Annotated in this window: 15 protein-coding genes and 1 pseudogene; 6 read left to right on the top strand and 10 right to left on the bottom strand. The window is 44.3% G+C overall.

Going from position 1 to position 23,493, the window contains the following annotated elements:
• Positions 1–244: 244 nt before the first annotated feature.
• From QUA03_RS13945 to QUA03_RS13935, 3 genes are all read right to left on the bottom strand, one after another.
• Complete coding sequence (locus QUA03_RS13945; protein WP_333212895.1) at positions 245–1,303, bottom strand: IS630 family transposase; 1,059 nt, start codon at positions 1,301–1,303, stop codon at positions 245–247.
• Positions 1,304–1,769: 466 nt separating this feature from the next.
• Positions 1,770–2,759: a hypothetical protein gene (locus QUA03_RS13940; RefSeq protein WP_333212894.1), complete on the bottom strand. Its 990-nt coding sequence runs from the start codon at positions 2,757–2,759 to the stop codon at positions 1,770–1,772.
• A gap of 144 nt (positions 2,760–2,903) precedes the next feature.
• The gene (locus QUA03_RS13935; RefSeq protein WP_333212892.1) at positions 2,904–3,209 is read right to left on the bottom strand and encodes a hypothetical protein; all 306 of its coding nucleotides are present in this window, start codon (positions 3,207–3,209) and stop codon (positions 2,904–2,906) included.
• A gap of 85 nt (positions 3,210–3,294) precedes the next feature.
• Between QUA03_RS13935 and proS the strand changes: the two genes are divergently transcribed.
• From proS to QUA03_RS13920, 3 genes and pseudogenes are all read left to right on the top strand, one after another.
• Positions 3,295–5,100: a proline--tRNA ligase gene (gene proS / locus QUA03_RS13930; protein WP_333212891.1), complete on the top strand. Its 1,806-nt coding sequence runs from the start codon at positions 3,295–3,297 to the stop codon at positions 5,098–5,100.
• A 204-nt stretch (positions 5,101–5,304) separates the two neighbouring features.
• Positions 5,305–8,276 (top strand): annotated as a pseudogene (locus QUA03_RS13925) (adenylate/guanylate cyclase domain-containing protein).
• Between the two features lie 113 nt (positions 8,277–8,389).
• A complete protein-coding gene (locus QUA03_RS13920; RefSeq protein ID WP_333212889.1) occupies positions 8,390–10,450 on the top strand; it encodes an adenylate/guanylate cyclase domain-containing protein in 2,061 nt (686 codons plus the stop codon).
• A gap of 84 nt (positions 10,451–10,534) precedes the next feature.
• On the opposite strand, the gene rpmB is transcribed toward QUA03_RS13920, so the two are convergent.
• The 5 genes from rpmB to rppA form a co-directional block, all read right to left on the bottom strand.
• Positions 10,535–10,771 carry a 50S ribosomal protein L28 gene (gene rpmB, locus QUA03_RS13915; RefSeq protein ID WP_006634309.1) on the bottom strand — a complete coding sequence of 79 codons (237 nt, stop codon included), beginning with the start codon at positions 10,769–10,771 and terminating at the stop codon, positions 10,535–10,537.
• A gap of 153 nt (positions 10,772–10,924) precedes the next feature.
• On the bottom strand, positions 10,925–12,913 hold the full coding sequence (gene htpG, locus QUA03_RS13910; protein ID WP_333212887.1) for a molecular chaperone HtpG: 1,989 nt from the start codon (positions 12,911–12,913) through the stop codon (positions 10,925–10,927).
• 399 nt (positions 12,914–13,312) lie between these two features.
• Positions 13,313–14,644: a two-component system sensor histidine kinase RppB gene (gene rppB, locus QUA03_RS13905; RefSeq protein ID WP_333212885.1), complete on the bottom strand. Its 1,332-nt coding sequence runs from the start codon at positions 14,642–14,644 to the stop codon at positions 13,313–13,315.
• A gap of 197 nt (positions 14,645–14,841) precedes the next feature.
• The gene (locus QUA03_RS13900; RefSeq protein ID WP_333103822.1) at positions 14,842–15,072 is read right to left on the bottom strand and encodes a hypothetical protein; all 231 of its coding nucleotides are present in this window, start codon (positions 15,070–15,072) and stop codon (positions 14,842–14,844) included.
• An 86-nt stretch (positions 15,073–15,158) separates the two neighbouring features.
• A complete protein-coding gene (rppA, locus tag QUA03_RS13895) occupies positions 15,159–15,848 on the bottom strand; it encodes a two-component system response regulator RppA (protein ID WP_333212883.1) in 690 nt (229 codons plus the stop codon).
• Between the two features lie 206 nt (positions 15,849–16,054).
• Between rppA and QUA03_RS13890 the strand changes: the two genes are divergently transcribed.
• From QUA03_RS13890 to QUA03_RS13880, 3 genes are all read left to right on the top strand, one after another.
• A complete protein-coding gene (locus tag QUA03_RS13890; protein ID WP_333212881.1) occupies positions 16,055–17,059 on the top strand; it encodes a multicopper oxidase domain-containing protein in 1,005 nt (334 codons plus the stop codon).
• A gap of 160 nt (positions 17,060–17,219) precedes the next feature.
• The gene (locus tag QUA03_RS13885; RefSeq protein ID WP_333212879.1) at positions 17,220–18,251 is read left to right on the top strand and encodes a helix-hairpin-helix domain-containing protein; all 1,032 of its coding nucleotides are present in this window, start codon (positions 17,220–17,222) and stop codon (positions 18,249–18,251) included.
• Between the two features lie 73 nt (positions 18,252–18,324).
• A complete protein-coding gene (locus tag QUA03_RS13880) occupies positions 18,325–19,278 on the top strand; it encodes an FTR1 family protein (protein WP_333212878.1) in 954 nt (317 codons plus the stop codon).
• Positions 19,279–19,530: 252 nt separating this feature from the next.
• Here QUA03_RS13880 and QUA03_RS13875 read toward each other — a convergent pair whose 3' ends face one another.
• Entirely contained in the window at positions 19,531–20,010 is a 480-nt protein-coding gene (locus QUA03_RS13875) for a hypothetical protein (protein WP_333212876.1), read from the bottom strand.
• 39 nt (positions 20,011–20,049) lie between these two features.
• Positions 20,050–23,163: an efflux RND transporter permease subunit gene (locus QUA03_RS13870; protein WP_333212874.1), complete on the bottom strand. Its 3,114-nt coding sequence runs from the start codon at positions 23,161–23,163 to the stop codon at positions 20,050–20,052.
• Positions 23,164–23,493: the final 330 nt, after the last annotated feature.

The raw sequence follows: 23,493 nt of genomic DNA, 5'->3' as shown, positions 1-23,493 counted from the left end.
GTTTTGTTTGGGTTCGGCTTTATCTTACGGAAGCCCTTATTAGTGACATTGGGATGAGTGGTAAATCAGTTCTATAGTGATCTCATCCTTACTGCTTATTATGGCTCTGGAAGCTAAAAAATAAATCCGTCTAAAGTCAGAAATTACTTTTTAAGGGATTGGTAGCAGCAGAGTTCGCATAAAACTGGCAAGTTTGAGGCGGGGGCAATCCCCACCAATTATAAATAGTAGTAATACCAATTCACTATGAACCTGCACTTAATATAGCTTCAAGGATATAGTCCCAACCACAGAGAGATAAAACTTCTTCATTCGTGAGAGATTTGATAATTATATCTACCTGTTCTTTGAGTTTATCTAAACTCGAATAATTTGCCCACTTCAGGTCTTTTTTTGTATGTTCCCACAATCTTTCAATCGGATTCAATTCAGGACTATACGCAGGTAAATATATTGGCATTACATGGTCATGCCAGTCTAATAAGAGAGCTTTATGAAAGCTACCATTATCCATGATAATTAGATTGAAATAGTCTGAGTATTTTTGAGCAAATCCATTTAAAAACTCTTGAAAGCAGTTGTGATTGAGCTGAGAAAATTCTTGATAATATTGTTCACCTGTTGATGGCTCTACAACTCCATAAACATAGAAGTTTCCTCGCTTCCATTGCTTTTGCCCGACGGGTTTTATCCCCTTCAATGTAATCATCCTGCCCTGCATAGTAATCAATCCAAATCTACTCTCGTCCTGACACCATATCCTTACAGGCTGTCCTGTTCCGAAATATTTAATCATTACTTTGATAATCTCCCACAGTTTTTTTTTGAAGTTGGTCTGTGCAACTTCGTTCACCTTATTGCTTTGGGGTCTTGGGACTTTGAGGTAAGATTTTAATTTATAATGAACTAGGTCATGTACGACTTTATAGCTCACTTTGATTCCGCATTCTTTTTCTAGCCATATCTGTAATTTGCCATAACTTGTTTCCCCCTCTGGCTCTTGCAGCTTTTTGATTAATTTTTCTCTAACTTCAGGTGGTATATGTGGAGTCTTACCGGGAGCTTTTTTTACTGTGAGTAATGAGGTAATTCCACCTTGTTTGTAAGCTCTTAACCAACGATATATTGTTGATTCGTCTCGCTTCAGCATCGTGACTAATTCTTCTCTTGTTTTGATTCTTTTGGTGGCAATCCAGTATAATAGCAGTAATTTTTCTTTACTTACTGCGGTTATAGCCCGTTGGAGTCGATGCTCTAGTTCCTCAACCGTTTCCTGAATTTCTACCTTAAATTTGTTAGCCATATTGCATCTCCTCTACTTTTAGCCTAAATTTAGTGTACCTTCATAGTGAATTGGTATAAAGTGCGATGTGATGCACTCTACATATCGTAGAGTGCGCTACCGAGTTAGGATTCCGTTGGATTTTCCGGCTCAAAACGAGCGAGTAATTCCCGGCGATCGAGCTGCATACTCAGTCGCGTGATTGCCAGAGGTTCTAGTTGAATCAAAGGCTCGATTATTTGGGCTAATTCTTCATCAATTTCGCCAAATCTTACTTGTAATATACTCTCAAAAAGCTCGCGTTTGCTTTGCTGAATACATTGCTCGATACCTTGCTGAATACATTGCTCGATACCTCGCTGAGTTGCTTCTTCAAGCCGTTATAAATAGAGGGGTGATAGTTCCATAATTAACTCCAGATTTTGTCGATAATAAATAGTAAACTGATATTGAGCGCACCCTACCGATTGTAGAGTGCGCTGCTGACTCAGGATTCCGGTTGATTTTTTTGTTCAAAATGAGCTAGCAATTCAGAGCGATCGAGCTGCCTAATTAGTCGCGTGCGATCGAGGGGTTCTAGCTGAATCAAAGGCTCGATTATTTGGGCTAATTCTTCATCAATCTCGCCAAATTTTACTTGTAGGAGACTCTCAACCATCAGGCGTTGAGCGCGCTGCATAGCTTGCTGCATACCTTGCTGGATACCTTGCTGAATACCTTGCTGGATACCTTGCTGGATACCTTGCTGCATACCTTGCTGAATACCTTGCTGAGTTGCATCTTCCAACCGTTGCAAGTAGAGGGGTGACAGTTCCATAATTAACTCCCTATCTTCTCGATCTATGTCTTGGCGAACTTCTAAAATAGTTCGCAAGTTGTACAACAATTCTAACGCATTCAACCGAAAGACATTATCTGAGGGTAACTCTCTCAATTCGGCAATAGCTTGCTTCTGCACGTTTCCCTTCCCCAAAACTCTCAGCCACAGCGTTTCTGGCGTGCGGGGCAGTTGGTGAATGGCAATAATCGCTGCTTTCAGAGATGGGCCCATAAAATAAACTCCACTTACCCAATTTTCCGGTTCGGGAATCGCTCGAAATCCAGCTAATATCGTGTCGGAAACAGTGGGCGACAGTATCCAAAGTTGGGGCAAGTCTGCCTCTGCAATCCGGGTATTTTCTCTAACTGCGGCGCGTTCAAATTCCCCGTGGATATCGAAGAGTTTGCCCAGACAACTGCGAATTTCTCCGATTTGGACAGGGCTGCGGAAGGGTTCAAATACAGCGGGTTTTGCTGCGATTTGACCCAAAATGCCGAGGGCTGTTGCTTCGACTTCCGGTTCTGCTTTCGGGGAAAATAAAACGTCAACCTGCCTTACTTCTCCAGCAACATCCCGGCTGGTTTCTACATTACCGAGAGGGGTTAATAGTTCTTTCAAATACTGTTTAGCAAATTGGTCGTGAATAAATCTGGTCATGCGATTTTAGATTTGAGAGTGGGAATTAGTTACTGGATATGGGTTTGGCGCTTGCCTCAAGTTGCATTGTTTTTTTAATCCAGTCATTAGAATGTAATTGCGCGTCATTCAACAAACATGATATTAGGTGCGCCGCAGCCTAGGCTACAAATTTTTGCCGCAGCATTTACCCTCACAGTTGCGAATGCTGCGAATACAGCCGTACTCCTCGAAACGTTGACTGTGTTTGCGAACAGTAGGATAGGCCAGTAAATATAAGGGAATTCCGATTAGTTTGTAAAGCAATCGACCAGCAGCATGAACAATATCCCAAATTTCGCTTAAATTAGGTTCTCGAACAAATTCTCCTATTTCATCTTTTAAGGCAAGCCACTGAGATTGCACAGTAGGAGAGTGACAATCATCAAATGCTGCCATACCTTTTTGGTAGTTTTGCAAAATTTTATTCATATATTTAATCAAATCGGGCTTAGTTCTGATAATATCAGAAGTTAATCTAAAATTACACTCATCCGGTATTTTAAGGAAATCAGCCATGCGACTATCTCAAATGCTTTTTGTTACCCTGCGCGAAGACCCGGCAGAAGCAGAAATTCCTAGCCACAAATTATTACTCCGTGCCGGATACATCCGGCGCATCGGTAGCGGAATTTACGCTTATCTACCTTTAATGTGGCGAGTTCTCAAAAAAGTATCTCAAATTGTGCGCGAAGAAATGGACGCTACCGGCGCTCAAGAATGCCTTCTCCCGCAATTGCAACCGGCCGATTTGTGGCGGGAATCTGGCCGGTGGGATACCTATACTCAAGCTGAAGGTATTATGTTTGCCATGACAGACAGGCAGCAGCGAGAATTGGGACTGGGCCCAACTCACGAAGAAGTAATTACTACAATTGCTAAAGATATGATTCGTTCCTATCGGCAATTGCCTGTACATCTATATCAAATTCAAACTAAGTTTCGCGATGAAATTCGCCCGCGTTTTGGGTTGATGCGCGGCCGCGAATTCATTATGAAAGATGGCTATTCTTTCCATACTAACGAAGAAAGTCTGAAAAAAACTTATCAGGATATGGCTCAAGCTTATAGCAATATGCTGCGCCGATCCGGCTTGCAGTTTCGAGCAGTAGATGCTGATTCGGGAGCAATTGGCGGTTCTGGTTCTCAAGAGTTTATGGTGTTGGCTGAAGCGGGAGAAGATGAAGTTCTTTATACTGAAGATGGTCAGTATGCCGCTAATGTGGAAAAGGCTGTATCGATGCCTGCGGATGTGGAACCGTCGCCCTTTGCAAATTTTGAAAAGCGGGAAACACCGGGAACTGAAACAATTGATAAACTTTGCAAATTTTTGAAATGTTCTCCGACTCAAGTTGTCAAAAATGTGCTTTACCAAGCTGTTTACGACAATGGCATGACTGTTTTGGTATTGGTAAGCATTCGCGGCGACCAAGATGTGAATCAGGTAAAGTTGCTGAATGAGTTGACGAAGTTAGCGGGCAATTATCAAGCTAAAACTGTTTTATTTTTGACTGTTCCCGATGCGGAAGCTCAGCGGAAATGGGCTGCTAAATCTTTACCTCTCGGTTATATGGCTCCCGATGTTGCTGATGATTATATCGCTGGCAGCAAGGAGGTAAACTCTAAGTTTTTGCGTTTAGTCGATCGCACTGCAGTTGACCTGACAAACTTTGTCACTGGTTCAAACGAATCAGGATACCACGTTGTCGGTGCTAATTGGAACAAAGAATTTCCTCTACCAGCAACGGTTGTGGGTGTCAGAACAGCCAAAAAGGGCGATCGGGCCGTGCACAACCCCGAACAAACCTTGCAAAGCGCCAGAGGCATCGAAGTCGGCCACATCTTCCAATTAGGAACCAAATACTCCCAAGCAATGGGCGCCACCTACACCAGCGAACAAGGCGAAGAAATGCCCTTTGTGATGGGCTGCTACGGCGTCGGCGTGTCGCGGCTAGCTCAATCGGCCGTAGAACAATCCTACGACAAAGACGGGATAATTTGGCCAGTGGCGATCGCCCCGTATCACGCCATCATTAGCATCCCCAATATTTCCGACGCCCAACAAGTAGAAGTCGCCGAAAAACTCTACGCAGAACTCAACCAATCTGGCATTGAAACCCTACTCGATGATCGCGACGAACGGGCCGGAGTTAAATTCAAAGATGCCGATTTAATCGGCATTCCCTATCGCATTGTTCCGGGCCGTTCGCTGAAAGCAGGCAAAGTTGAAGTCGTGGAAAGAGCAACTCACAAATCACAGGAAATTCTCATTGATGAAGTAAATTCTACTTTAAAACAGTGGATTGAAGCCGCCATCAACTAAGCCTTTATAATTGGTAAGGTGCGCGACCGCGCACCTACATTTAGGCTCGCAATGTGCGCGGTGTACAGCTACATTAGCTCCCCTCTTTCTCTTCCTCCTTCCCTCTTCCTGACATCCGTTACATCCGTTACATCCGTTACATAATCCGTTGCCGAACTTCCCTCTTCCTTCTGATGTGAAATTCCCTAAAACTTAAAACTCGGTATGAATCTGAACCTAAATCAGTTTCTGCGATTCCCTCAATCCCGAATTGGGCGGTACTTAGCCCAAGTAACTGTCGTTGCTGTCGCTTACGCCGTGGGGGCGAGGCTAGCAATTTCAATTCAAGGTGTCAATCCCTTTGCTGCCTCGGTGTGGCCACCCGCAGGAATTGCCCAAGCCGGACTTTTATTGTTTGGGAGTAAAGTCTGGCCTGCCATTCTTTTGGGTACATTTTTGCTCAATTTGGTTAACCCAAGTGAACAGATATTTGCACTTTGGGTGGGAGGAAACGCCGGGGCGATTCTGCAAGCGGTTTTTGCCGTAACTGTCCTGGGCTGGTTCCGGTTTCGTCCCTCTATCGAGCGCTTGAAAGATGTAATTAATTTAATCTTGTTTGGCGGTCTAATTGCTACTCAAATCAGTTGCACTATTGGCGCATTTTCTCTATATTTAGCCGGAAAAATAGAGTGGAGCGAATATTGGTCTGCTCGATGGAATTGGTGGTTAGGAGACACAATGGGAGTTTTAATTATCACTCCATTGATTTTAATTTTTCTTCGTCCTAAAGTAACCGCCGATCGTTTAAAAATACCAACAGAACCCATAAAAATTATTTAATTGAGCGGGTAGTATGGTTAATCTTATTAATTGGGGTGAGCTGGCTGGTTTTTGAGTCGAAACATCAAGCTGCTATTTCTCGTTATCCCCTGGAATATTTGCCATTTCCTTTGATCATGTGGGCCGCGCTTCAATTCGGTCAGCGAGCCGCTGTTCTAGCATCATTTATTGTCTCAATTATCGCAATCTTGGGCAGTTCTCATGGAGGTGGGCCCTTCACAGCCAAAGCCGACAATATTAATCAGGCTATCTTGTTTTTGCAAGCTTTTATGGGTGTAATTACGATTACCTCGCTGTTATTGGCAGCGACAGTAGCTGAACGCACATCAGCAGAGTATTCTCTGCGGGAAAGCGAAATTAAATATCGAGAATTGGTGGAAAATGCTAACAGTATTATTCTGAAACTGGACGGAGACGGGAATATTACTTTTTTTAACGAATTTGCAGAAAATTTCTTTGGTTATAAGGAGGAAGAAATCCTGGGAAAAAATCCAGTGGGAACAATTATTCCCCACAGAGACCTCGAAGGGAATAACTTAGAGTTGGTTTATAATGAAATTTTACACAATCCCGCTCGCTTTATCAGCTATGAAAATGAAAATATGCGGCGCAGTGGCGATCGCGTTTGGGTATCTTGGGCAAATAAACCGTTGGTTGATGCAGCGGGAAAACTTTTGGGCATCCTCTGCATCGGCACAGATATCACCGATCGCCGAAAAGCTGAAATAGCGTTGCAAAAGCTGAATGAAAAGCTGGAAATCCGAGTTGAAGAACGGACAAATGCCCTGAAACAAAGCGAACTTCAGCTACAGAAACAGAAATCGGCATTAATTGATTTAGCCAAAAATAAAGCGCTGAATCAAGGCGACTTAACGAAAGCGCTTCAAGAAATAACTGAAACTGCTAGCCGTACTCTGGAAATTGCCCGATCGAGCGTCTGGCTGTACGATCGCACTAAATCCAAGATGGAGTGCCTGGATTTGTTCGATCGCACTCTCAACCAGCACTCACACGGTTTGAAATTAGCAGCAGCAGACTATCCTGTCTATTTTCAAACACTGCGAGAAGAACGCGCAATTGCTGCATTTGACGCGCAAAACGATTTTAGAACTAAAGAATTTGCGGAATCTTACCTAATTCCCTTGGGCATCACTTCTATGCTAGATACGCCGATTCAAATAGGCGGAGAAACAGCAGGAGTTTTCTGTTTAGAACACGTAGGAATGCCCCGCTTTTGGACGATTGAAGAACAAAGTTTCGCTGTTTCTCTAGCCGACTCTGTAACTTTCGCAATGGAAGCGCGAGAACGGCAGCGGGCTGAAGAAGCGCTGCGGCAAGCTGAAGAAAAATACCGCAGCATTTTTGAAAATGCGATCGTCGGCATTTTTCAAACTACCCCAGATGGGCAATATCTCAGCGCCAATCCTGCTTTGCTTCGCATTTACGGTTACAGTTCACGCGAGGAATTGGTCGGCACATTAACTGATATTAGCCAACAGCTTTATGTTGACTCCGAACGCCGGGCAGAAATTGTCCGCTTAATAGAAGAACAAGGCAAAGTATCGGATTTTGAATCTCAAATTTACCGCCGAGATGGCAGCATAATCTGGATTTCAGAAAATACTTATACCGTGCGCGATTCCTACGGAAATTTGCTTTATTACGAAGGTACTGTTCAAGACATCACAACTCGCAAAGAAGCTGAAGCAGCTTTGCGCTTAGAACAAGAAAAATCCGATCGTCTCCTGCTAAACGTTTTACCACAACCCATCGCCGACAGATTAAAACAAGACCAAAGCATCATCGCCGATACTTTTGCCGAAGTAACAGTATTATTTGCAGATATAGTCGGTTTTACCCAAATTAGTTCCCAAATTTCTCCGCCAGAATTAGTTTCCTTGCTTAACGACATTTTTTCCACATTCGATCGCCTAGCAGAAAAGCACGGATTGGAAAAAATTAAGACTATTGGCGATGCCTACATGGTAGTAGGAGGGCTGCCGATGCCCCGCAGCGATCATGCAGAGGCGATCGCCCAAATGGCCCTCGATATGCAGCAGGCAATTACTGACTTCAGTAATATCCACAATCAAGATTTTAGCATCAGAATTGGGATTAACACCGGCCCTGTCGTCGCCGGAGTAATCGGTATTAAAAAATTTATTTACGATTTATGGGGAGACACCGTTAACACCGCTTCCCGCATGGAATCCCACGCCTTGCCGGGGTGCATTCAAGTCACCTCTGCAATTTATGATATATTGCAGGACAAGTATGTATTTGAAAGTCGCGGCGCGATCGAAGTTAAAGGCAAAGGCCAGATGAACACTTATTTTCTGACAGGGATCAAGTTATAGCATCAGGAAGAATGAAGAAGGAAGAAGCAATATAAAAAGTCATGTTTCATAATTAATAATTTCCTAATCTTCGGGCGCGGTTGCTATAGTTAATTAAGAATATAACACTGAGTATGGTTTCCCCAAAAAATCAGTTTTTGCAATTTTCTCAATCTAGAAATTGGCAATATTTAGCAAAAGTAACTGCCATTGCTTTGGCTTACGCTTTAGGAGCAAAAATAGCAGTTTCAATCCCTGGCATAAATAAATTAGGTACGTGCGTCTGGCCACCCGCAGGAATTGCACAAGCTGCACTTTTATTGTTTGGGCGGCAGGTGTGGCCTGGAATAGCTTTAGGCGTCTTCTTTTTCGATATTTTTAACCAAAAAGTCTCCTTGATAAGTGGATTAATATCTGCATTAAGTGCTTGTATGCAAGCTTTTATCGCATTTAGTTTGTTGCAGAAACTCAAGTTTCGCCCGTCACTAGAACGGCTCATAGATGTAGTAAACTTAGTTTTCTGCGGTGCTGTAGTTGCCACTCAAATCAACTGTACTCTCGGCACGCTACGCCTCTGTGTAACTGGTTTAGTTGACTGGAGCGAATATTGGCACATTCGGTGGAATTGGTATCTTGGAGATACATTAGGAGTTTTAATTTTTACTCCCATGCTGTTGATTATATATAACCACAAGCCAGCGCCCAGCCCCTCACAAAATACAGCTTCTAAAACAATTCTAAATCGTATCGGTGCCGGAATATGCCTGCTGTTATTAGTAACAGTCAGTTGGCTAGTTTACAACTCAAAAAGTGAAAGTAATCTCTCCGGTTATCCCCTCGAATACTTGCCATTTCCCTTGGTAATTTGGGCAACCATTCAATTCGGCCAGGGTGGGGCTGTTTTAGCATCTTTCATTGTATCCAGTATCGCAATTTGGGGCGGTTCTCAGGGAGGTGGCCCCTTTATTGCAAAAGCGGAAAATATCAATCAGGCAATCTTATTTTTACAGGCTTTTATGAGCGTAATTGTAGTTACATCGCTGCTGTTGGCGGCGACAGTAGCGGAACGCGCCTCTGCTGAGGATTCGCTGCGGCAAAGCGAAATTAAGTATCGGGAGTTAGTGGAAAATGCTAACAGCATTATTTTAAAAATAGATAGGCGAGGAAATATTACTTTTTTTAACGAATTTGCACAGAAGTTTTTTGGTTACGATGAAAAAGAGATAATTGGCAAAAACGCCGTGGGAACAATTATTCCCCAGAGAGATACAAGAGGAAATGACTTGGCAGCAAAGTTGAGAGATATTTTGGAAAACCCAGAACAATATACGCGAAATGAAAATGAAAGTATCCGGCGCAGCGGCGAGCGGGTTTGGGTATCGTGGGCAAATAAACCGCTGTTTGACGCGGCAGGAAAGTTCGCGGGAATGCTGGCAATCGGTACGGATATCACAGAACGCAGGCGGGCTGAAATGCAGCTTGTAAAGCTGAATGACGAGTTAGAGTTTAGAGTGAAAGAACGAACTAATGCTCTGAATGAGACTTTAAGTGCACTGCGAGTTCAACAGGAACAATCAGAACGCTTGCTGTTGAATATTTTGCCTGAAGAAATAGCGAATCGGTTGAAGCGGGGAGACAGTACGATCGCAGACACTTTTGCTGATGTTACTGTCTTATTTGCGGACATAGTAGGCTTTACTCAACTCAGTTCGCGAGTTTCTCCAACGGAATTAGTTGCCTTGCTGAATGACATCTTTTCGACATTTGACAACCTAGCAGAAAGGCACGGTTTGGAAAAAATTAAGACGATTGGCGACGCTTACATGGTAGTTGGAGGGCTGCCCATGCCCCGCAGGGATCATGCAGAGGCGATCGCAGAAATGGCTTTGGATATGCAGCAGGCAATTACTGACTTCAGCAATACCCACAATCAAGATTTCAGCATCAGAATCGGCATCAACAGCGGCCCGGTTGTTGCCGGAGTTATTGGAATTAAAAAATTTATTTACGATTTATGGGGAGACACCGTTAACACTGCTTCCCGCATGGAATCTCACGGCTTGCCGGGGTGCATTCACGTAACAGAGACAACTTATCAGCAGTTGCGAGAAAAGTATTTCTTTGAAAACCGCGGCGCTATCGAAGTTAAAGGCAAAGGTCAGATGACTACTTATTTACTGCAATGCCGAAAATAGCTTTAGTAAAAGTTTTTCTCTAAAAATAAGGGCGATCGCACTCTCAAATGTGCGATCGCCCTCATTTTAATTTAGCCAAGTTTTTTAAAGCTTGTACAGGTTAATTCCAGCTTCCTTCGCCATGATTTCCAAACCCTTGTGTTGCAAGGTTTTAATTGCTTTTGTAGAAAGGTGCAATCTTACCCAGCGCTTCTCCTGCGGCCACCAAACCCGCTTCCACTGCAAATTAGCGTCTTGCAATTTGTGAGTGCGGTGGTGCGAGTGAGAAACTGCAAAACCGTTATTCGCCTTCTTTCCCGTTAGCTGACATTTCCGTGACATATTGCCCTCCAGATTACCGTTTTTTTGCGTGCAGCCTTTTATTATACCCGAAGGAAGAAGGAAGAAGGAAGAAGGAAGAAGGCTTGACTTATCCCTTTACCAATAGAAATAAACTCTTACTCCCCCCTTAGCAAGGGGGGGTTGGGGGGTTAATTAAATTGCACGTTCAGTCAACTTTGTCAAGACTTGATTCGATCGCTCGACAAAATCCTTCATCCCTTCAGCATCGAAACCCTTCTGGGCCATCAAAGCCAAGTCGTAAACGTGGTGACAAATCATACTCGCCAACTGACTTGACGGAGATTCCCCGCCGCCTTGAATAATCGCACCCTGACTCAAACTCGCCAGATTTTGAATCAGCGGGTGAGACGTATTCACCAGCAAAACGTGGTCTTCGGGGAATTCGGCCGCTTGCTGCCGCAAAAGCGCCGTCATGTCCCGCATCCGGCGCACATCTTCCGGTAAAAGTACGATCGCAGGTGGCGTCGCCTCCGCAGAGTCAGACTTCAAAGCTTCTGTGCGAATGTTCACTTTCGGCTTATTGAGAGCTTTTTGGAACATTTCTTTAACTTGTTCGCTGCGAGTTTTATTCGTCGCCGGATCGACAATTTCCGCTTCTTTCTCTTTGTCAATTAGCGTTTCGTCGATGTCGGAATCAACCCGCGAGAATTTGACATCTGAGTGTTCTCGTTCCAGGAAGCTGATAAAGTGCGTGTCGATGAAAGAATCCATAAACAGCACTTCTAAACCTTGGCTTTTGTGCATTGCCACGTAAGTTGCTTGAGAGGCAGGATCGGTACAATAAAACACGCGATTTTCGTGGCGTTTTTGATTGCGTTCCAAATACTCTTTCAGCGTCGTGTAAGGTTGCGTCGAAGTAGAAGTTTCCGACTTCGGAGTCACATCCTGCCACAAATCTCCTTCCTCACTTTGCACCTGAACTTCGGGCGTTACAGTTTCTGGCTTCTCGGCTGTTGGTTCGTAGGTGCTGCGGTAGATTAAAATATCTTCGACTTGCTTTTTGAACTTGTCATCGTTGAGAGTTCCGAACTTGACAAAAGTGCCGATATCTTGCCAGCAGCGGATGTATTCGTTACGGTCGTCGCGGTAGACTTCTTTCAGGCGATCGCCCACTTTTTTCGCAATATAATCAGCGATTCTCCGCACAGTGCGATTGCTTTGCAAAGAACTGCGAGAAACGTTCAGCGGAATGTCGGTACTGTCAATAACGCCCCGCAGCGGCATCAAGAATTTCGGGATAATTTCTTCGCAGTGGTCGCTGACAAAAACCTGGTTGCAGAATAGCTTAATATTGCCTTGGGTAACATCGACATCCGGGCGCAGTTTTGGAAAATAAAGAATCCCGTTGACAATAAAAGGATAATCTGTATTCAGGTGTACCCACAGCAGCGGCTCGTCTTGGTACGGGTAAAGGTGGCGGTAAAGTTCTAAGTAATCTTCTTTTTGCAAATTACTGGCTGATTCCCGCCAAATTGCTTTGTGCTTGTTGAGTTCCTCTCCCTCAAATTTGATGGGAACTGGCATGAAATCGCAGTAAGTTTTGATTAACTGCTTAATGCGACTGGGTTCTAAATATTCTTGTTCTTCGTCTTGGAGGGTAAGAGTAATAGTAGTGCCGCGTTCCGTGCGGGAAGATTCTGATAGTTCAAAAGCGGGAGACCCGTCGCAAGACCAGTGTACTGCTGGGGAGCCTTCTTGGTAAGAAAGAGTATCAATCTCTACTTTCTTCGCCACCATGAAAGAAGAGTAGAAACCTAGACCGAAATGACCGATGATTGCGTCGTCGCCGTTGCCTTGGTATTTTTGAATAAATTCTTCTGCGCTGGAGAAAGCGACTTGGTTGATGTATTTTTTTACCTCATCGGCGGTCATGCCGATGCCGTTATCGGAAATTGAGAGGGTTTTGTTTTCTTTGTCGATCGCTATGGTGATTTGCGGTTCGCCCATGTCGCCGCCGTATTCGCCGGAACGAGAAACCATTTTTAGTTTGGCAATGGCATCCACTCCGTTAGAAATTAGTTCCCGCAAGAAGACTTCGTGGTCAGTATATAGCGACTTCTTGATAATCGGGAAAATATTTTCGGTATGGATTGAGATTGTTCCCTGTTCTAAAACTGTCATAATTTTTCGCTAGGTATTTGTCGGTAATGAACCGTGATTAGTCATTGGTCATTGGTCATTGGTCATTAGTTATTAATTGTTAGTCGAGCTGAATTTTCCTGTTATACGTTGTTAGCTGCTAACTACTAACTACTGACTACTAACTACTGACTACTGACTACTGACTACTGACTACTGACTGAGGACTATTTAATGATTTTCGGCGATCGTGCTCTCTTCTGCAAAAGGGATTACCACAAAAAGATGATTCGGTTTTCCCCACATCTTGCACAATTCTCAATCAGCCTTTGACTGGCGGGCAGGATGCCCACCCCACAACAAGAATCACTCTTTGTGGAACAGGCAGGAAAGCCTGTTCTTGAGCATGGTGCAAGATGTCAGTTTCCCTCACATAGTAGCTCACAAAGGCAACCGCAGCAGGAAAGTAGCGCCCTGCCCCAATTCGCTGCTGGCGCTGAGGCTGCCACGATGTGCCCGGGCAATGGTTTGGGCGATCGCCAATCCCAGTCCCGAACCGCCAGTATGGCGCGATCGATCGCTGTTGACTCGGTAAAATCGATCGAATATTCGCTCTAAATCTGCCGCCGCGATCCCAATACCGGTATCTTGAACCTGAACGATCGCCTCGATGTGATTGCAATCTAAAATAACTGTTACTTTCCCGCCCGCCGGAGTGTATTGAATGGCATTAACAATTAAATTAGCAACTAAGCGATAAAGTTGGTCGGAATTGCCGACAACATTTAATTGCTGCTGTACGCGCATTTCGGATGTTAGGGCTACCTTTGAGGCGATCGCCAAAGCTGCCAATTCCTCTACTAAATCGCTAACCAGGTCATTCAAACAACACAATTGAGGGCGATCACGTATCACTTGATTATCCATGCGAGCCAGTAGCAGCAAATCAGCCACTAACTGAGTCAGTCGTCGGTTTTGGCGATCGATCGTCCGCAAAATTTCCCTCGCCTCTTTTTCATCTAATTGAGGCGTCAACAGTGCTGATTCTACAGTCGCCTGCGAAGCCGCTAAAGGCGTCCGCAATTCGTGGGCGGCATCGGCCGTAAACTGTTGAATCTGTCGGTAGGAAGAGTAAATCGGTTTCATTGCCAATCCTGCCAACAACCAACTAGCAAACCCTATCAGAATCAATGCTGTAGGCAATCCTAATTTCAAAACCCATTTCACTGTACTGAGATAATCATTGAAGTCTTGCAGACTCCGACCAACTTGAAAATATCCCCAATCTTGCTGTGTTTGGGTATGTAGCGCTACAGAAATTTGGTGATAAACATTGCCTTTGGTATCAGTTATTGTTTGCCAGTATTGGGAGTTAAATCCGGCTGGTAATTCTTCTGGATAATCGCCAGCCGTAGCAATTAATTTACCGGAATAATCAAATAAACGAATATAGTAATAGCCTTGGTTGATAGCGCTTAAAATATGGCGGCTTGGCAACTGTTCTGTAATGCCTTTAACTCCCATTAGGCGGAGGTTGGGTAAAAGTTCGTTGACTATTGGCTCCAAGCGTCCGGGCTGCTGCAATTTGAGTTCTAGGCTGTCGTGTAGCGTCCCCGCTACCGATTCTAATTCCCGGTCTATGGCTACCCAGTGAGCGTGGGCGATCGCCTTATATACACCAAATCCCAACAAGCTTAAAATCAAACCCATTACTGCTGCATAGGAAATGGCTAATTGCCAGCGAGTTCGGTTAAAGAGTTTATTTTGATTCACCTTTCATATATTGCTAGTAATTGGTAATTGGTAATTAGTTGAAGATAATATTTTTTTATCTACCGCAGAGGGCGCAGAGAACGCAGAGGAGGAACAAAGAGAGAATAAGGTTAAAGAATCTGGTTTCTGACACCCCTGCATAAGTCCTATTAAAATAAAAGTTTGCAGGCGAAAAATACATTTTTTATATTTGAATTTTATGCCAAATCCTCATGTTTTAGGAGTTCTGCATATTCGCTCATTCCGAGTTCCGCAAGTTGTCGGTCTTCTTCGGCAAATTCGCTGTAGAGTGCAGCTAAGTTAGTTTCATCGATTGCTGGAATAGTAACTAATTTGGCACGAAATTTCAGGAAAGCAATAAATTCAAATACTTGTTTGAGTTGTTCTATATCGAGCTTTTCTAACTCTTGTTGGATTAAATCTTTCATGGCAGTCATTTTTCCGATCGAGTTTTCTATATTATAGCCAGATACTGGAAACGAGATATAATCCGCCCGCTGTTGCCCCTACAGCTTTAATTTCTCATGCGGTATCCGACGCCGTGAACGGTTTCTATTAAATTAGCGCCGCCAACAGACTCAAGTTTGCGCCGCAGCAAGCGCACTTGAGCTGCTACCACATTGCTAAAGCTATCTGCACTCGCCTCCCATAGCTGATTCCGAATTTGGTCAGTGGTGATAATTTGGTTGGGATGTTTCATAAAGTATTCTAGCAGTTGAAACTCTTTGTTTGTTAGAGAAATTATCTGGCTGTTACCACTTCGATCGAGATGGCACACAGTTCGATTTCCGCAGTCCAAAACCAGATTTCCTACCTGTAGCTGTTGCGGTTGAATTTGGGGCGATCGCCTTTGCAAAGCCCGCAATCTTGCTAACAGTTCCGCCATCCCGAACGGTTTGACTAAATAATCGTCAGCTCCGGCATCTAGTCCCGCAACTTTATCTTCCATTCGGTCTTTTGCTGTCAGCATCAATACGGGCAGTGCGCTATTTTTAGCACGCAATCTCCGCAGCAGTTCCAACCCTGACAATCCTGGTAGCAACCAGTCAAAAATAGCCAGGTTATATTGCATCCAGTGACTGTCTAAATATTCCCAAGCTTCACTGCCATCCAAAGCCCAATCAACTATATATTTTTCCTGCTTTAAAGTGCGATCGATCGCTTTCCCTAAATCTGGCTCATCTTCAACTAGCAAAACTCTCATAACTCTAATTTATAGCGGTAAATCCTTATACATTGTTAGCGATCGGCAGCATCTACCCCAATCTTTAAGATCACATACTGAGATGAAATCAGCATGAAATTTTCTGAATTCGCAGAAAAAGAGAACTATTGACAATAATTGACAACAAGCTGATAATGTCTTATAATCAACCACGAGTGAATATTTGAGAAAAATTTTCAATAAGTATGACAGATTTATCCGATCGTCCCGCCATGAAAAAGCCGGGACGCTGGAGTCGCCGCCAACTGCTACAGCTAGGAATAGCTGGGGCTGGGGTAGCGGGCGGCGCGATCGCACTTCAACACTTGACTCGCAAACCGACATCAGTCGCGAGAGTACCGCCCATGCCTGCAGATGCAATCACCGTCAGCAATATCAACCCGATGCAAATTGCGCGGGATTTTGATTACGGCACGGTGACGCGCGAAAACGGGCGCACGGTTCGGGAATTTCGCCTAGAAGCTAATACTTCGATCGTCCAACTTAACAGCGCCGTCACTTTCAACACCTGGAATGTCAACAATCGAGTGCCGGGGCCGACATTGAGGGCAACAGAGGGCGATCGCATCCGCGTCATTTTTTATAACAAAGCCGGACATTCTCATTCGCTGCACTTTCACGGCGTTCATACAAGCGAAATGGATGGCGTTAAACCAGTAAAAAACGGTTCAGTATTTATTTATGAATTCGATGCCAATCCTTACGGATTGCATCTATATCACTGCCATATTGAACCCGTAACTCGCCATATAGGTAAAGGACTCTATGGAATGTTCATCATTGATCCGCCAAAACCCCGTCCTCCCGCCGATGAAATCATATTAATCATGGGAGGATACGACGTAAACGACGACGAAAAAAACGAACTTTACGCTTTTAACGGGTTGCCCAATTATTACATGAACAACCCGATCCCTATTTACCGAAATCAGCTAATCCGGCTTTACGTTCTCAACCTGATTGAGTACGAACCCGCCGTGACTTTTCACCTGCACGCCAACTTTTTTGACGTATATCGCACGGGAATGACTTTGACTCCCAGTGAAAGAACCGATGTAATTACAATGGGAGTAGCTGAAAGACATATTTTAGAATTCACCTACGGCTACGCCGGAAAATATATGTTTCATCCCCATCAAGATGCGATCGCCGAAGCAGGCTGCATGGGGGTATTTGAAGTCATCACTTAAACCAAATTCTGCTACCACGGTGCAGCGATTCAAATAAAGTATGAAATTATTTGACAAGCTCGATCGCAAATAGGTAGAATGAATAGCTCGCAAATAATTGAGAATTATTCTTAATAACTTGTGAGTCGAAATGCACATAACGTAAAAATTAGCAACAGCCATGTTACAATCCTTTCGCTTATTACCGACCGCCACCGCTACAGCCATCCTCGTTGCTCTGGCTGGTTGCGCTTCCACCCCCACGGCCAGCAACACCGACAGCAGCGCCTCACCCGTTGCTACAGCCAGTCCCGCATCCACAAGCGGTCACAGCATGAACCACGGCGGCAAAGGCGGCATCAACATCAATACTGCCATTCTTTCAGAGTTAGATAAACTCGAAGCCAAGTTAGGAGTACCGGCACTTTCTAACAAAATTCAAGCCAGCCGCCCTTACGGAAAAGTCGAAGAATTGGTTTCAAAAAATGTCATTACTCAAGCCCAATTTGACCAAATCAAAGACTTGGTAACTATTGAAAATGTGGTGCTGACAGGCGAACCTAAAGATGTAGACTACATGACTAAACTTGGCTTGATGAAAGGGCATCTTATCGTAGCAAAAGAACTATTGGATCAAGGCAAACCAGACCAGGCAGAACCGCACATCGGGCATCCAGTCGAAGAAATTTATGCCGATGTGGAAGATCAGCTAAACGAGCGTAAAATTCCTGAATTTAAGGCTACTTTAATTAAATTGCAGGATTTAGTTAAAGCAGGTGCAAAAGATCCGGCTCAAGTGAAGGCGGAATTTGACACATCAATGCAAGCAGTTGACGGAGCAATTGCCGCCCTTCCCGAAACTCAGCGCAAAGATCCGAAATTCGTGCTGCAAGTGATTAACGGCTTGCTAGATACAGCTAATTCCGAATACGGAGCCGCAGTTGCTAACGGCAAAATTTCCGCAATTATTGAATATCAAGATTCGCGGGGTTTTGTCATGTACGCGGAAATGCTGTACAAAGATATAGCCGAGCAAGTGGCTAAAACCAGCCCGGAAATTGACAAAGCAATTGTGGCTAACATGACAGAACTGAAGACAAGTTGGCCAACGGCGATCGCACCCCCCGCCCCCGTCAAAACCACCGAACAAGTCAACCAGCTAGTTAAAACCATCGAAAGCGACAGCCAAAAAGTTCTCAAACCCGCCTCTTAAAAAAGTCAACTGAAACCACGGTAATTGGTAAAAAGATTACCAATTACCTCCCGATATTACCTCAACTAAAAAAATGAATTTTGGCGAAGCATTGCCCACATTTGTAATTACTCTCCGCGAAGGAGTCGAAGCCGCCTTAGTTGTCGGAATCGTTCTCGCTTGTCTCAAAAAGTCGGGACAAAGTTATTTAAGTCCTTGGGTTTTCGGCGGTGTTGGCGTTGGAATTATTGCCAGCGCTTTGATAGGTGTACTTTTCGGCTGGACTATTCAAATTTTGTCCGCATCCAATCAGCCTTTTGCACCGATTATGGAGTCGCTGCTAGAGGCAATTTTTGGGCTTGTGGCGATCGCAATGCTGAGTTGGATGCTGATTTGGATGACCAAGCAAGCGCGATTTATGAAAGCCGAAGTCGAAGGCGCTGTGAGTGCCGCCTTAACGTACAACTCTCATGCCGGTTGGGGCGTATTTAGTTTAGTTTTGATTGCCGTTTTACGCGAAGGATTTGAAACCGTTTTGTTTGTGGTTGCCAAGTTTCAACAAGGGATTATTCCGGCAATCGGCGCTTTGGCTGGCATTCTCTCAGCCACCGGACTTGGCGTCCTGCTGTTTAAATGGGGAGTCAAAATTAATATCCGCCTGTTTTTCAAATATATGGGCATTTTATTGCTCTTCATTGTAGCGGGTTTAGTGGTATCTACTTTGGGAATTTTTGACAGCGCGATGAATATTTTATCGCAAACAAACCGCGAATCAGCCGCACTGTGTTTCTATTACGAAAGATTTACTAAAATCCATTCTTGCATTCTCGGGCCAATCGTCTGGAATACCTCGCAACTGCTTCCCGAAGAAAAGTTTCCTGGTTTGTTGTTGAGTGCGCTATTTGGCTACACAGATAAGCTCTATGTCGTGCAGGCGATCGCTTATTTCGTCTTTTTAATTACCGTCGGTGGCATTTACCTTCAAAGTTTGGCAGGTCGAGTGTTTTTCCCGTTCAAAAAAAACTCAGGTAACGAAATAAGAAATTAAGTGCGATCGAAACGCGATCGGCTTTGTAGTCGAAATGCAGGAGGCAGTTGTTTGTTGCTAATAACTAATTCGCCCCTAATACCAATTTAATGTGAAGTTGCACATATCTCGATCCCCCTAAATCCCCCTTAAGAAGGGGGACTTTGATCGGAATCTTGTCCCCCCCTTATTAAGGGGGGCTAGGGGGGATCGGATTCTATGCAGCCTCATAAAAAATTGGTATAACTTAGAGCGCATTAGGACATCAGCTATCTATTGATTGAATGTAAAACGACCGTCAACTTTTTCTCCGTTAATATCCGCAGTAACTTTCACGGGATAACTTCCTGCATCTTTGCCGGGAAACACCACAGCGTAATGTTTGCCCTCAGCATCATACTTGAGAGCTAGGGTTTGCTGCTTTCCATTCGGCAACTGCACTTGAGCCGTCACTTTGGCGTTAGGAACTGGTTCCTTTTTCTCCCCTTTTTGCAAAAAAACATCTAAATGAGTTCCGGTAGCTTCTTTTTCCGGTACAAACTCTAAATAGTAAGCTCCAGACTTGACAACTTGCCCCCCTTTAGTTGCTGTTTCAGGAGCAGTGGCAGGAGGCGAAGACGCAGGTTGAGAGGCGACAGGAGGGGAGGCTGGAGTGTTATTTGGATCGCTTGCTTGGTCGCCTTTACTGCAAGCTCCCAAAAACAGCAATCCGACACTACCTAGAACAATTAAATTTGACTTAAGCGATTTCATTTGTTTGACTCCTTGCTGACTGACAATAATTAGAAAATATCACACATTAACTACCTTGCCGTCTTCAATAACTCGCTGAGGTTGTTGAGGTCGTAAAAAATGCCCAAATTGAGCATACAAAGCTGGCAAAACTAACAAAGTTAGTGCTGTAGAAGTAAATAAACCTCCTAAAACTACTACTGACAGCGGTTGCAAAATTTCCTTGCCCGCCCCACCTTCAAATACTAAAGGTGCTAAACCCAAAGCTGAAGTTAAAGCGGTCATCAGGATGGCATTCAGCCGTTCCATCGAGCCTTTAATAATTGCTTCCTTAAAAGGCAGTCCTTCAGCAAATTTAGTGTTGTAGTTGTCTACTAATAACAAGCCGTTACGGGTAGCAACGCCGAATAACGTGACAAAGCCAACTAGGGAAGCTACAGAGATGATGCCGCCAGTCAAAGCTACCGCAATTACTCCTCCCACTAAGCCGATCGGCAAATTAATCATAATCATAGCAGTTGAAGGAAGGGACTTGACGGACAAGTACATCAATACTGTAATTACCAAAAAGGCGATCGCACTAAATATCATAATATTTTGCGAAGCTCTTTGTTCTGCTTCAAATTGACCGCCGTACTGGATAAAATAGCCAAAAGGCAACTGTACCTCTCGTTTGACTTTAGCTTGAATTTCATTCACAACCGATAGCAAATCCCTACCTTTAGCATTCGCCGCCGCCACAATCAAGCGAGAAACATTCTCACGGTTAATCGTATTTGGGCCCGTACCGTATTTGACAGTCGCAACTTGGGCGAGGGGAATTTTATTGCCACTTGGAGTATCAACCAACAAATTCTGAATAGTTTCTAAGTTATTTCTCGCTTCAGGCTGCAACCAAACAACTAAATCAAAAGTTTGCTGCACCTCCAAAACTTGAGAAACAACTTTTCCGTTTAAAGCAGTCTCAATTATTTCAGAAAGCTCTCCGATTTTCAAACCGTATCTACCCGCAGCTTGACGGTTAAACTTAATTTGAATTTGTGGCACTGGTACCTGCGGTTCGAGTTGCAAATCCACAATTCCCTCAACAGTTTTCATTTGCTCTTCAACTTCGGCACCGATGCTGCGAAGTTGATCCAAATCCGGACCAAATATTTTGACAGCAATCTGACTTCTGACACCAGATAAAACCTCATCCATCCGGTGAGAAATAAAACCGCCGATATTTGGTGCAACTCCCGGCAATTTACCAAACTCCTGCCGCAGGGCTTCCAAAGTTTGCGGCCTGTTTTTCATCCCTACCTCGCTCAAACCTATATCAATGTGAGCTAAATTAACTCCCGCAGCATCAGCATCACCCGGAGCTCTGCCCGATCGCACTTGCACGTATTGAAACCTGGTATCATCCTTCAGTGCATCTTCAATAGCAAAAGCCGCGCTATCTGTTGTCTCCAAAGACACCCCCGGATAGAGCATAATAGTATTCACCAAAGTTTGCTCCTGAAACTCCGGCAAAAACACCCGCCCAAAAGATGGCAAAATAATTAATGCAGCCACTATACTAGCAGCCGCAAAAGCTAAAATAATCGCCGAATAACGCATTGAAATTCTGATACAATAATGATAAATATGCTTGCAAAATCTCGGCAACCAAGGTTCTTTACCACTCATGCGTTTGGTAGGCAACAAAATAGCGCAAAGGGCCGGAGATATTAACAGTGATTCCAGACTAGAAATCACCACAACTACCAAATAAGTAATCCCCATCGGCGTAAAAATCCGACCTTCTACACCGGGCAAAGTAAAAATTGGCGAAAACACCACAATGCCAATAACAGTCGCTCCAATTAACGAATCGCGTACCTCCTGACTGCCATCAAAAATCACATCCATCACCGGGCGAGGATGAAGAGAAGACGCATTTTCTCTCAAATTGCGGTAGGTATTTTCGGCATAGACGATCGCATCGTCGATCGCAGTGCCGATCGCCACCGACAAACCCCCCAAAGTCATCGTATTCAGCCCCAGCCCCAGCCAATACATCGCCAGCAGCGCCAACAGCCAAGTCAGAAAGAAATCCAGCAAAACAACCGCCAGAGTGCGCCAATTCATCAAAAACGGGATGAGAATAAGGGTGACTATAATACTGCCTTCAACTAAAGCCGATCGCACATTCTCCACCGAGGAATTAATATATTCTTCCTGTCGAAAAGTCACAGTAACTTTAATATCTTTGGGCAGAGCTTGCTGCACCTCAGCCATTGCTGCCTCAACCGCTTTCGTTACCGTCGGAGTATCAGCAACTGGCTGTCTATTTACCATCACAATCACAGCTTTTTTGCCGTTAAAACTGCCATCGCCCCGCTTGATTGCAGCACCAATCTTGACATCAGCTACATCAGCAATTCTGATGGGCGTTCCGTGGCGAGAGTCGATCGCCGATTGCTGCAAATCTTCCAGAGACTCAATCCGCCCCACCCCCCGGATTAAAGTTTCTCGATCCGGCGTAATTAAATACCCCCCCGGCGCGTTAACATTCGCAGCAGCCGCCGCTTCAGCTACTTGCTGCAACGACACATTAAAAGCTTTTAACTTGGCAGGTTCTACTAATACTTGATACTGCCTTTCTTCGCCGCCGTAAGCTACTACTTGAGCAACGCCAGTCACTGCCAAAAGCCGATTTGTGACTTGCCAGTCAACTAGACGGCGCACTTCCATCAAAGGAGTAGTTTCTGATGTAAAAGCATAGGTGATAACAGTGCCCACAGGAGAAGTTGTGGGAGAAATTTGCGGTGTTTCTACCCCAGCCGGGAGTTTGCTTTGTGCTTGCTGCAACCGTTCTGTTATCAACTGGCGCGCTTGATAAATTTCAGTTCCCCAATCAAAGATTACCTTAACCGCAGAAAGACCCACAGCCGAAGACGATCGCACTGCTGTCACCCCAGGAGTTCCGTTAATCGCACTTTCGATCGGCAGTGTTACCAAAGACTCGATTTCTTCCGGCGCGAGCCCTGGTGCTTCCGTCTGAATTTCGACTTGCGGGGGTGCAAAAGGAGGGAAGACATCAAGGGACATTTTGGGGATGATAGAAAATGTCCACAGACTAACAATAATGGTGGCGATAACGACTAGCCAGCGGCGGTTAATTACCCATCTAAGAATTGTGCTGAACATTTTATGATTTTATAGAGGTGATGACTATTAGCCACCGTTAGGCGATCGACTATTTAACAATAAAATTTAGCAGATATTAAAGGCTCCGGTTGCCGTAGCTTTTCCCGCGATTCCTTGGCTGAACAGTGTTAAATAGCCATTCTATTTACCTTGACACCCAAAAATGAAATTAGGATGAAATATTTTAACTTTCAACCCGGATTCATAAGTCATGTAAAATCTAAAATCTAAAATCTAAAATGATATAACCTGTATTAGACATCTCCAAAAACAATTAAAGCCTTTGTGTAACTAGGCTGTATGACGTAAATGCAATCATCCTAAATTAGC

Source organism: Microcoleus sp. S36b_A4, assembly GCF_036700645.1.
GTDB lineage: Bacteria > Cyanobacteriota > Cyanobacteriia > Cyanobacteriales > Microcoleaceae > Microcoleus.
This window is presented reverse-complemented; position numbering and strand designations above follow the sequence as displayed.